At 72.0% G+C, this 13,012-nt stretch carries 2 protein-coding genes; both read left to right on the top strand.

What is annotated here, in order from left to right; translation table 11 throughout:
• Window positions 1–640: 640 nt before the first annotated feature.
• Window positions 641–8,134 carry a non-ribosomal peptide synthetase gene (locus tag ON38_RS34270; protein ID WP_051165049.1) on the top strand — a complete coding sequence of 2,498 codons (7,494 nt, stop codon included), beginning with the start codon at window positions 641–643 and terminating at the stop codon, window positions 8,132–8,134.
• Between the two features lie 272 nt (window positions 8,135–8,406).
• A partial coding sequence (locus ON38_RS21720; RefSeq protein WP_039826775.1) for an AMP-binding protein occupies window positions 8,407–13,012 on the top strand: 4,606 nt, incomplete at its 3' end.

Here is a 13,012-nt window from a genome sequence, read left to right as displayed (position 1 = left end):
CCGGGCACGGATTCGGGGAGAGGTGCCGCCGGCTTCGAGTCGTGAGTTCGATGGGCGGCGATTGCCGGGAACTTCGCCTGAGCTCGAGAGCGGTGAGGTGCCGTCGGTTCCGGGTCGGGAGTTCGATCGGGGTGGGTTCCCGGAGACTCCAGCCGAACTCGGGGGTGGTCGGGTACCGCCGGTTCCGGGTCGTGAGTCCGATCAGCTCGGGTTCCCGGGAACTTCGGCTCGGCTCGGGGGCGGTGACGTGCCGCCGGCGCCCGCCCGGGGATTCGGGCCCGGCGCCCTCCCCCGAAACGGAAGCGGGTCGGGTCACGGGGAGATTCCGCCGCGTCGCGACGGTGCGCCGGACCGGGCCGCGCTGCCACAACGTTCGCGTGAGATCGCGGGGGAAGTGGCCGGGTCCGTGGCGGGTGAGGCGGTGCGCGACGCCCGGGCCGAATACGGGCGTGCGGACAGGCCGGCGGAAAGCCCGGCTCGCCGATCAGAGCACGTCGCCCCGCCGGAGGACCGGCGCGGTTTCCGGGAGGAGGCCGCGCCGGTTCCGGTGGGACAGCCAGGACACCGGGCACAGCATGGGCATGCGCGCGGGTTCGGAGGACCGGCATCCCCGCCGATCCCGGCCGACGGGATCGGCGCCGTGCCGGCGACCCCGATCCTGGCCGAGTACCTGGCGGGGGGCGTGCATCCCGGTTTCGCGCAGACCGCTGTGCTGGCGTTGCCGGAGGGGATCGACCGTGCCTGGACGGCCGCGGTCCTCGGTGCGGTGGTGGAGCGACACGATATGTTGCGGGCCCGCCTGGTGGCCGAGGACGGGCAGTTCCGGTGGGAGGTTCCGGACAGCGGGCCGGTCGGGGCGGGTTGGCTGCTCGCGGAGGTCGAGGTGCCCGCGGGGACCCGCCCGGCCGAGGTCGCCGCGCTCGCCGGTTCGACGATGCACACGACGGTGGCGCGGCTGGACCCGCTCGGCGGCCGGATGGTCGCGGCGACCCGGCTGTGCCGCCCGGGCGCCCGCGACGCGCTGCTGCTCGCCGTGCACCACTATGTGATCGACAGTGTGTCCTGGCAGGTCCTCCTGGGGGATCTGGCCCGGGCGTGGGCGCAGGTGGCCGGGCGGCGGCGCCCCGAACTGCCCGCTGTTCCCACCTCGTTCCGGCGCTGGGCGCAGGCGGCGATCGAACCCGTCGCGCCGCGCGACAGCGAACTCGCCCATTGGCGTGAGGTGCTGGCCACCCCGGACCCGCTGCTCGGCGTGCGGGCGATCGACCCCACCACCGACACCCACGCGTCGGTGCATCGATTCCTGGTGGAGGTGCCGGCGGATACCGCCGAGGTGGTGCTGACCGGAGTGCCGGCGCTGTACCGGACGAATCCGGAAGTTCCGTTGCTGGCCGCGCTGGCCCTGGCGGTACGGAATTGGCGGTCCCGCCGCGGGGTGGACTGCGCGACCACCCGGGTCCGGCTGCACGGTGACGGACGAGTGGATTCCGGGCTGCCCGGATCGGATCTCACCCGCACCGTCGGCTGGTTCGATACGGCATATCCGGTGGCTCTGGATCTCACCGAGATCGATCCCCGGGCCGCGCTGGCCGCCGGTCCGGTGACCGCCGCGCTGCTGCGTTCGGTGAAGGAACAGCTGGTGGCGGCCCCGCGACCGCTGGGTTTCGGGTTGCTGCGCCGGTCGGCCCCCGCTGAATTCGACGGGCGCGTGGCGCAGATCGGCTTCGCCTGGATGGGGCGGTTCGCCGCCGGTACGCTGCCCGGCAACGACGAGACGGCCTGGCTGCCCCTCGGTGAACTCGGCGGGTTGGAGACCGCGTTCGACCCGGATATGCCGGCGGAGACGGTGATCGATGTGGAGGCGGTCGCCGCCGGTGATGGCCGGATCACGGCGTCGTTCGGCTACGCCGTCGATATCGTCGACGAGCCGGCGGTCCGGGAACTGGCCGACGAATGGCTGGCCGCGGTCAACGCCATCGCGCGGCATATCGCCGACCCGGCTGCGGGGGGCCTGACTCCCTCGGATCTGCCGCTGGTCCGGGTCGGGCAGCGGGAACTCGATACCTGGCGTGCGGAGCACCCGGGCCTGGTCGATGTGCTGCCGCTGGCGCCGCTGGGCGCGGGTTTGTTCTTCCGTTCGCACTTCACAGTGGACGGCCCGGACGACTACGTGATGTTGTTCGCCGTCGAGCTCGGGGGCGTCATAGATCTGGACCGCTTGCATCGGGCCGCGCAGGGGCTCGTCGACCGGCATCCGGTACTGCGCACCGCGTTTGTGACGGCCGCCGACGGGTCGCCGGTGCAGTTGGTGCGCAAGACCGTCACGGTGCCGTGGCGGGTGGCCGACGATGTCGGCGACTACGAGATCCCGGAACTGCTGGAGACCGAACGGCTCACCCGGTTCGCCCTGGATACCGCGCCGCTGCTGCGGGTCACGGTGTATCGCACGGTTTCCGGGCGCACCCATCTCGTGCTGGCCGCGCATCAGCTGCTCTTCGACGGGCGGTCGGCGCCGATCCTGCTCGCGGATCTGCTGGCCCTCTATGCCCGCCACGGTGACCCGGCGGCGCTGCCGCGGCCGCCGGCCTACCGCGACCATCTGGAATGGCTGGCACGGCAGGACACCGCGGCGGGCCGCGCCCGCTGGGCGGAGGCGCTGCGCGGCGCCCGGCCCACCGAACTCGCGCCGGTGCTCGCTGCGCCCACGCAACCGGAAACCGGTATCGGAAAGGTCGATCTCGCGCTCGGTGATACCGCGACAGCCGCCATGACCGCGTACGCGGCCGCGGCCGGGGTGACGGTCGAGACCGTGGTGCGGGCGCTGTGGGCGCTGTTGCTGGCGGGGCTGACCGGGCGCCGGGACATTGTGTTCGGGGCCGTGGTCTCCGGTCGTTCCGCCGGGCCGAGCGGGGTGGACCGGATGGCCGGGTTGTTCGCCAACACCGTTCCGATGCGGGTGCGTTTCGAGCCGGGCTGGACGGTGCGGGATCTGCTGACCCGCATCGAAGCCGAACAGGACGCCCTGCGCGATCACCACCATCTGAGCGCCGCCGATACCGCCCCGGGCGCGGCCGGGCTCTTCGATACCCTGCTGGCCTACGACCCGCACCCCGTCGGCGCGGCGCGACTGCCCGGGGCCGCCGGCGGCGTCGACGGGCTCGAGGTGCTGGAGCTGACCCCCCACTCCCACACCCACTATCCGGTGACACTGGTGGCGGAGTCGGCGGACCGGCTGCTGCTGCGGCTCTGGTACCGCCGCGAGCTGATCGCCGAGTCCGCGGCCGGCGCCCTCTCGGTACTGCTGCACGCACTCGTGGGCCAGCTGCTGGCGGTGCCCGCGGAACTCGGGACCACCCCGGCCGCGGATTGGTGGCGGCCCCCCGGCGCACTCGTCGGCCGGGCCGAACTGCCCGCCGATCGGCCGCGTCCGGCCGCCCCGTCCGGACGCTGCGGTCAGGTGACGCGGGAGCTGAGTATCGATCTGCTCGATTCCCTCAACGATATTGCGACGTACCAGGAGACGACAGCGTTCACCGTGATACAGGCGGCGCTGGCCATTCTGCTGGCCCGGCTGTCGGGGCACCGGGATATCGCGGTCGGTGCGTTCAACACCCGGCATGCCGGGGCCGGTTTGTCGGTCCTGCACACCGATCTGGATCCGGCGCTGCGCTTCGACGAACTGCTCGGCACCGCCCGCGTCGCGGGTGGCGCGCTCTTCGAGACCGGGGGCCGTGGCACCGAACGGCTGGGGCAACTGATCGACACGGTGCGCACCGCCGCCGGGCAGCCGCCCTTCCGGGTACTGCTGGCCACCACCGACGCGCCCGCCCGCCTGCCGGACATGCTCGACCTGCGCGTGGACCTGCTGGACACCGGCGCCGAGGCGCGGCTGACCTTCACCTACACCAGCGATCTGTTCGACGCGCCCACGCTCGGCGACCACGCGGACCGGCTGCTGCGGATCCTGCACGCCGTAGCCACCGACCCCTACCGGATCGTGGGCGATATCGATCTGCTCGCCCCCGGCGAACGCGATCTGGTGCTGCGGGAATGGAACAGCGGCGGGGTCCGGGTGCCGGCGGTGACGCTGGCCGACCTCATCGAGGCCCAGGCTCGGCTGCGGCCGCGCTCTCCGGCTGTCCGGTCCGGCGGGACCGTGCTGAGTTTCGCCGAACTGCTGAGCCGGTCGTATCAGGTGGCACGTGCCCTGATCGCCGCCGGGGCGGGCCCGGAAACCCTGGTGGCCGTGGCGGTGCCGCGGACCGAGGAGTTGCCGGTCGCGTTGCTCGGCGTGTTGCTGTCCGGGGCCGGCTATCTGCCGATCGATACCACCTATCCTCGGGAGCGGCTGGAATCCGTTCTCGCCGAAGCTCCGCCGGCCGCTGTACTCACCACCGCCGCCGAACGCGCCGCGATCCCGGCCGTGCACGCGCCGGTGATCCTGCTCGCCGACACCGTCCACCGTTCCACCGAACCGGTCACCGATGCCGACCGTCGGGCCCCGTTACGTCCGGACAACCTGGCGTATGTGATCCACACCTCCGGTTCCACCGGGTCGCCCAGGGCCGTGGCCGTGGCGCACCGCAATGTGGTGGAACTGTTCGCCAACACCCAGCTGCTGTTCGAATTCGACGACACCGATGTGTGGACCCTGTTCCACTCGGTCGCCTTCGACTTCTCGGTATGGGAACTGTGGTGCGCGCTGGCCAGTGGTGGATCGGTGGTGGTGGTCGACGGGCCGACCGCGCACGCACCGGAAGAGTTGCGCGAACTGCTCGTCCGCGAACGGGTCACCGTGCTGAACCAGACACCCTCGGCGTTCTACCGGCTCGCGGAGGCCGATCGGCTCGCCCACGGCACCGGCGCGCTCGCCCTGCGCTATGTGGTGTTCGGCGGCGAGGCGCTGGACCTGCGCCGGCTGCGGAGCTGGTACGAGCGGCACGGCGGACCCGAAACGGATGGGCCGTGGCTGGTGAACATGTACGGCCTCACCGAGACCACCGTGCACGCCTCCTTCCTGGCACTCGACGAGAAGCTGGTGGACAACCCCGCCGGCGTGATCGGCCGGGCGCTGCCCGGCCTGGACGCGTTCGTCCTCGACGAGCGTCTGCACCCGGCGCCGGTGGGCGTGCCGGGAGAGATCTATGTGTCGGGGCGGCAGCTGGCCCGCGGTTACCCGGGCAGTCCGGGCCTTACCGCCACCCGGTTCGTGGCCGACCCGTTCGGCGCGCCGGGCTCGCGGATGTACCGCAGCGGTGATATCTGCCGCTGGGCCGCTTTCGGCGGCCGCGCCGATCTCGAATACGCCGGTCGCGCGGACGCGCAAGTGCAGGTGCGGGGTTTCCGGATCGAACTCGGTGAGGTCGAGGCGGCCCTGCTGCGCTGCCCGGGAGTAGGCCGGGCGGTCGCGCTGGTGCGTGCCGACGAGGTGGCCGGGGACCGGCTGCTCGGTTACGCGGTACCCGCGGCGGAGGAGGATGCGGTACTCGATCCAGGCCTGCTCCGCGAGCAGGTCGCCGAATTCCTGCCCGAATACATGGTTCCGGAGGCCCTCGTCGTCGTCGAAGAGCTGCCGCTGACCCCGCACGGGAAGCTGGACCGGGACGCGCTACCGGTTCCGGCGGTGGCCGGCCGGGCGCCCTACACCGCCCCGGCGGGCCGGGTGGAAACGGTGGTGGCGGGTGTGTTCGCCGAATTGCTCGGTGTCGAACGGGTCGGCGCCGAAGACGATTTCTTCGTGCTCGGCGGTAATTCGCTGACCGCCACCCGCGCGGTGGCCCGGATCAACGAGGCGCTGTCGGCCGAGCTCGTGATACGCGAGCTGTTCGAGGCGCCGACGGTGGCCGCGCTGGCCGCGCGAGTGATTCCCGGGGTGCTCCCGCAGGTGGAACGACCGGCCCTGGCGCGGGTGGATCGTCCCGAACGAATCCCGCTGTCGCCGAGGCAGTTGCGCCTGTGGCCGGGTGATCGGCTGGTGCCGGATTCGGCCGCCCACAATATTCCGCTCGCCATCGGACTCGACGGTGCGCTCGATACCTCGGCGCTGCGCTACGCCCTCTCCGATGTACTCGAACGGCACGAGGTCCTGCGCACCCGCTATCCCGGCGGTCCGGACGGAGTGCCGTATCAGGAGATCCTGCCGGTGGCGCAGGCGCTGCGCGGCGGGCTGGAATCGGAGACCACCGAGGACGCACTCGGCCGGATCGGCGAACTGCTCGCGGCCGGCTTCGATGTCACCACCCAGGTACCGGTGCGCGGGCTGCTGCTCACCACCGGTCCCGACCGGCATGTGCTGGCGCTGGTCGTGCACCGTATCGCCGTCGACCCGGCCTCGCTCCCACCGCTGGCGCGCGATCTGATGACCGCCTACCTGGCCCGCGTCGGCGGGGAATCGCCGCGCTGGTCACCGCTGTCGATCCAGTACGCCGACTACGCGATCTGGCACGGCGCGGTGCTCGGCGACAGCGCCGACGAGAACTCTGTCGCGGCGGCGCAATCGGCGTACTGGCGCGACCGCTTGCGCGGCGCCACCGGGCAGGCGGAGCTGCCGCTGGACCGGCGGCGTCCGGCGATGCCCTCACTGCGCGGCGCCGGCACGGGTTTCACGGTGTCCGCCGAGGTACACGAGGGGCTGGACCGGCTCGCCCGGGACCGCGGCGCCACACTGTTCATGGTGTTGCACGCCGCGGTGAGTGTGCTGCTGCACCAGCTGACCGGCGCGGAAGACATCGCGGTGGGCACCCCGGTCACCGGCCGGGGGGAGCGGGCGCTCGACGGCCTCGTCGGTATGTTCGCCAATACTCTCGCATTGCGCACGCGCGTCGACACCGCCCGGCCCTTCGCCGAACTACTCGACGAGACAAGGGAAACCGGACTGTCGGCGTTCGACCGTGCCGACCTCCCGTTCGAACAGGTCGTGGAGGTCGCGGCGCCGGATCGGGCCGCCGAGCGCAATCCACTGTTCTCCGTGGTGCTGGCGGTGGGGAACGACGAGCAGGTCGCGCTGAAACTGCCGGGCCTGTCCGTGTGGTCACTGGATTGCCGGGAGCTCACCGCAACATTCGATCTGCGGGTGGATATCGACCCCGGCCGCGATGCCGACGGTGCGCCGGCGGAACTGCACGCCGTGCTGACCTATCCCACGGACCTCTTCGACGAGGGTACGGTGCGGTCGTTCGCCCGCCGGCTGCGGCGGATCCTCACCGCGGTCGCCGCCGACCCCCTGGTGGCGGTGGGCGATATCGATTACGCGGACGCTCCCGAGCGCCCGCGCTCGCTTCCCCCCACCGAGCAGTCGGTACCCGCCGCGACCGCGGGTACCGCGCTCGCGCAGACGCTGAGCGCCTCGGTGGAGGACGATCCGGAAGGCCCCGCGGTGGTGTGCGGTGAGACGGTGGTGAGCTATCGGGAGCTCGACGCGCGGTCCTCGCGACTGGCCCGCGTGCTGATCGCGCGCGGCTACGGCCCGGGCACCGGCCTGGTGAGTGCGCTGGAACGCGGAGTGGACGCGGTGGTGGCGACCTGGGCGGTGCTCAAGGCGGGCGCCACCCTCGTGCCCGGCGACGCCGTGGAGGTCGCGGCGGCCGCGGATCTGGTGGTCGCGGCCGGGCTGGCCGTGGGCCGGGCACCGGCCGCGCCCCATCTCGAATGGCTGCTGCTCGACGATCCGGAGATCGCCGCGGAGATCGCCGCGGAATCACCGCGGCCGGTCACCTACGCACACCGGGTGCGACCACTGCGCGGCAGCGATCCGGTCGTGGTGGACGGTACCGGCCGGCAGGTGAGCTACGACCAGCTGGCCACCGCGGTGACCCGGATGCATACCGTCACCGGCCTGACCTACGAGGCCAGGACCTACCGCGCCGGCCGTGGCGACAGTCCGTCTGCGGTACTGGAAACCGTGGCCGCCGGTGCCGCGGGCGCCTCGGTGGTACTGCTGCCGACGGCACACCAGGACCCGACCCCGGCGGGTGAATGGATCACGCATCTGTGGTCCGACAGCGCCGGTCTGGCCGTACTCGACCCCGGCGCCCTGGCGGATCTGACCACGCTCGTCCTCGACGAGCAGGACGAGCCGGGCCCCGCCTGGTCCGGCATCGGAACGGTACTGGATCTGCCCACACTGCTGAGCTGAGCGGGTCGAGGCGATTGCCGCGGGCCGCGGAAGGTTTCGGGACGGACGGGCCCGGGCGTGCGGCCGGGGCCGGATTCCGCGGGGTGTAGCTGTGCGCGGCCCCGACCGGTAACCTGCCGGGTGCCATACCGGGTACCGGCGCATTGTGGCAGGCTGCTGTCCAAGCTGCGGCACGGTAGGGCGCGGCGGTGAAGTGCGATAGGCAGGCGAGGCGGACAGATGGATGCGGTAGTCGGTCAGCGGTGTGACCACCTCCGGAGGGCGAAAACGGTATGACGCGGCCAGTCCGGACCCGGCCCCACCGAACCCGGCGGCCCCGCGTGACCACCCTTCCGCAGCTGATCGCGAACGCTGTCGAGACCAATCCCGACGGTGCGGCCCTCGTCCTCGCCGACGGCACCGGCCCATTGGAGCAGGTCAGCTATGCCGATCTGGACGCCTGGTCGAGCCGGTTGGCACGGTCGCTCATGGCGCGCGGTATCGGTCCGGAGGATCTGGTGGCCGTGGCCATCCCGCGTTCGCTGGACGCGGTGCTGGCGGTCTGGGCGGTGGCCAAGACGGGCGCGGGGTTCGTGCCGATCGATCCCGCCTACCCGCCGAACTGGATCGCGCATCTGCTGGTCGACGTCGGCGCGGTCTACGGTCTGGCGGTCTCCTGGGTTCGTAACGAACTGCCCGACGAGATCGAATGGTTGCGGGTCGACACGGTCGACGCCGCCCGCTCGCTGGAGCAGTTCTCCTCCGAACCGGTTACCTACGCCGACCGGATCCGCCCGCTGCGGGCCGAACACCCCGCCTATGTCAGCTACGTCAGCGACGGCGAGGCCTCACCGGACGGTGTGGTGGTCACCCAGGCCGGGTTGTCCGGTCTGTGCGCCGAACAGCAGGGCCGCTTCCGGGTCGAGCCCGAGGACCGCACGCTGAACTTCGCACCGCTCCCCTCGGATTCGGCCGTTCTGGAATTGCTGCTCGCGCTCGGCGGCGCCGCGACCATGGTGGTGGTCTCTCCGCTGGTGTCCACGGCGGACGAGCTGACCGAACTGCTGCGTCGCACCGGTGTCACCCATGCCTACCTGACGCCCGAAGCGCTGGAGGTGATGGATCCCGCGGGACTCGACGAACTGGGTGTGGTGATCGCCGGGCGCCGGCCGTGCCCGCCCGAACCGGTGTCGCGCTGGGCGATTCCCGTGGCCGGCGGGGCGACCCGGGCGCTGTACCAGGGATACGGGCCCGCCGAGGCCACAATCGTGACCAATATCAGCACCGCGCTGACTCCCGGCCGGGCACCGACCCTGGGCGCGCCGATCCGCGGTGTGACGGCCCATATCCTGGACGGACAACTCGCGCAGGTGCCCACCGGTGCGGTGGGGGAGCTGTATCTCGGTGGTCCGCAACTGGCCCGCGGCTATCACCGCCGGCCTGGGCGGACCGCGCAACTGCTGGTCGCCGACCCGTACGCCGACGACGGTGCCCGACTCTTCCGTACCGGTGACCTGGTGCGCCGCGCCGAGGACGGCGAGCTGGAATATGTGGGCCGGGTCGAGCTGCCGCCACTCCCGGACGCCACGGGTCCGAGAGTTCTGGATACACCGCAGGCCACCGTCGAAGCCGGCGCGGATCCGGAGGTGCCGCTCGACCAGTCGCCGCCCGACTTCGAACAGAGCCTGCCGATCCGGGAAGCCGCGGCCCTTCCGGGGGAACCCGATCTGCCGGCCGTCGAACCGGAGCAGCCGGTCGAGGCGAACACCTTCGCCGGGTACGGCTACGGCCTGCCCCGTCGGGAACCCGCCGCCGAACCGGAGCCCATGCCGCCGGCGCGCGGACTGCCCGGGGAGGACAGCAGACTCGCGTCCGAGCGGCGCGATATGGAACTGCCCGGGCGCGGCTACCTGGAAATGCCCGACCGTTCACATCCGCTGGGGGCGCGCGGCGCCCGCGCCGCGGAAACCTCGCCCACCGCGACGGAGACGACCGAGCCCGCGGACAGCTGGCTCGGCGGCGGGCGGCAACTACCCGCGCCGGGCGACACCCAGACCTCCCGCGGGGGTTCCTACCGGGCAGCCGGTGACGCGCTGGCGTTCTACGAGAACACACCGGAGGGCGCGGCCGCGCCGGGACCGAGCCCGGCCGTGCTGCCCGCCACGCGCCCGGAGCCCGGTGTCGCGGAGTTCCCGTTCGGCGCCCGGGACAGCAATGCCCCGAGCCCGCTGTGGCCCGACTCCGCCGGTGCCTCGCGGCGGTCGGAGCAATCTCCGGAACCGGTCCCGGCACCCGACGACCGCACAGAGCAACGACCGGAATCCATCCCGCTGTCCCCGGGGCAGCTGCGGTTGTGGGAGCGCAATCGCTTCACCCCCGAAGAGGGCGTCGACACCGTCACCGCCGCGATGACCCTGACCGGCACCCTGGACGCGGCGGCCATGCAGGCCGCCGTCGCCGATGTGGTCGACCGGCACGAAACGCTGCGCACCGTGTACCCGGAGGTCGGCGGCACGCCGCATCAGGTGGTGCTGCCGCGCGAGCGGGCGGTACCGGAGGTGGTCGCCGAACCGGTGGCGCCCGCCGAACTGGCCGATTGGCTGCAGGCTCTGGCGCGGACCGATTTCGACGTCGCCGATCCCGATCAGGTGCCGGTCCGGTTCGCACTGGCCGAGACCGGCCCCCGCGAACATGTGGTCGCGGTGGTCGTGCACCGCATCCTTGCCGACGAGGTGTCGGCCGGGCTGTTGCTACGGGACCTGTTGCGGGCGTTCCTCGGGCGGCGCAATCGGTCGCGGCCGCTGTGGCAGCCGCTGTCGGTGCAGTACCTGGACTATTTCCTGAGCCGGCAGGCCGAACTGGGCGACAGCACCGATCCGGACTCGCTCGCTGCGGCCCGGCTGGCGTTCTGGCGCGAATACCTGGCCGGGTTGCCGCCGCGGCTGGAGATTCCGGCCGCCGCCGTCCGCTCCGGTGCCACGGGCTACGGAGTGCACGGATTCGAGATCGGCACCCGCACCCATCGCCGGATCGCCGATATCGCCCGCCGGGCCGAGGTCTCCGAGTTCATCGTGGTGCGCGCGGCCTTCGCGGTGCTGCTGGCCCGCTCGGCCGCCGTCACCGATATCGTGCTCGGCAGCTCGGTGCGTGGGCACGACGAACGCGAACTCGACGACGCGATCGGCCCCTACGCCAACACCGTCGTCCTGCGCACCCGCATCGATCCGGCGGAGTCTTTCCTCGATCTGGTCGCACGGGTCGCGGAATCCGATCGCGCGGCATTCGCCCACGCCGATCTGCCCTTCGAGATCCTGGACGCGGCCATCGGCGCCGGCGCGCCCCTGTTCGATATCGCGATCTCGTTGCGGCACAACGATGTGCCGCGCCTGGAGATGCCGAGCCTGTCCACCGAACCGATCGAGATCGCGAATTCGTCCGCCGAGTGCGGGTTGCGGCTGGTGATCGACCCGCACCGCGGCACCGACGGTTCACCGGATGGGATCGCGGCCGCGTTGCATTACGCCGCCGACCGGTTCGATACCGCCACCGTCACCGAATTCGCCCGCCGGTTGCAGCGAGTACTCACCGTCGCCGGTGGCGATCCGGACGGTCCGGTCGGTGATATCGACCTGCTGTCCCGGGCCGATCTCGATCGGTTGCTGGTGGTCTGGAACGACACCCGGTATCCGGTCGCGCCGGATCTGCTGCTCGACGGTTACCGCCGCACCGTGGCCACCCGCCCGGATACCGTGGCGGTAGTCGGCGCGGAATCCGAGCTGACCTATCAGGAGTTCGACGCCCGGGTGAACCGGCTGGCCCGGCGGTTGATCGAAGCCGGCGTCGGCACCGAGACGCCGGTGGGCGTGGCACTGCGCAACTCGACCGAACTGCTGGTGGCGATCTACGCGGTGCTGACCGCCGGTGGCGCCTGCCTGCCACTGGACCCCGACGATCCGGCCGGCTGGAACGCGCGGATCCTCGACCTCGCCGGACCGGCCTGTGTGCTGGTGGCCCCGGCCGACGAAGCCCGGCTGGCGGCCGCGGTGGAATCCACCACGCGGCCGCGGCCGCCGATCCTCGTAACCGGCGCCGAAGACGCCCGCCACTGCGCCGATCCGGTACGCCCGGAGGAACTGATCCGGCAGATACGCCCCGGTCACGCCGCCTATCTGCTGTGCGCCTCGGTGTCGCCGGACGGGCCGGAACTGGCGGTGCTCACGCACAGCGCGATCAACAACCAGATCACGCTGATGCTCGCCCAGTACCCGATGGGTTTCACCGACGTCTACCTCCAGCAGAATCCACCGACCCGCGACACCTCGCTGTGGGGGACTTTCCTGCCGCTGCGCGCCGGTGCGGAGCTGGCCCTTGCCCCGGCCGGGGCCGGGGATCCGGAAGGTATCGCCGCGACGATCGCCGCACGGGCGGTGACGGTCACCGATTTCGGGCCCGGCGAACTCGCCGCGTTCGCCGAGCACGCCGATCCCGGCCCGATGCGCAGTCTGCGCGAGGTGTTCGTGACGGGCGGTCCGCTGGCGCCGGAAATCGCCGCCGCGGTTCGGGAACGCTGCGGTGCGCGGGCGCAGAACCTGTACGGGACCGCCGAGACAGCGGTGTCGGCGACCTCCTGGCCGGCCGCCGGATCGGCGGATCGGGCGGTGCCGATCGGTCTGCCACAGTGGAACACCCGGGTCTACGTACTGGATTCGCGGCTGCGCCCGGTACCGCCCGGGGTGCCCGGTGAGCTGTACCTGGCCGGTGACCAGCTGGCTCGCGGCTACCTCGGCCGCCCCGGTGTCACCGCGGACCGGTTCGTGGCCAACCCCTTCGGTTACGGCCAGCGCATGTACCGGACCGGCGACCTGGTGCGCTGGCGCGATGCCACCGCCACCACCCCCC

This window comes from Nocardia testacea NBRC 100365 (assembly GCF_000308775.1).
In the GTDB taxonomy this organism is placed as follows: domain Bacteria; phylum Actinomycetota; class Actinomycetes; order Mycobacteriales; family Mycobacteriaceae; genus Nocardia; species Nocardia testacea.
Note: the sequence above shows the minus strand (reverse complement) of the source record. Positions and strands in the feature narration are given on the sequence as shown.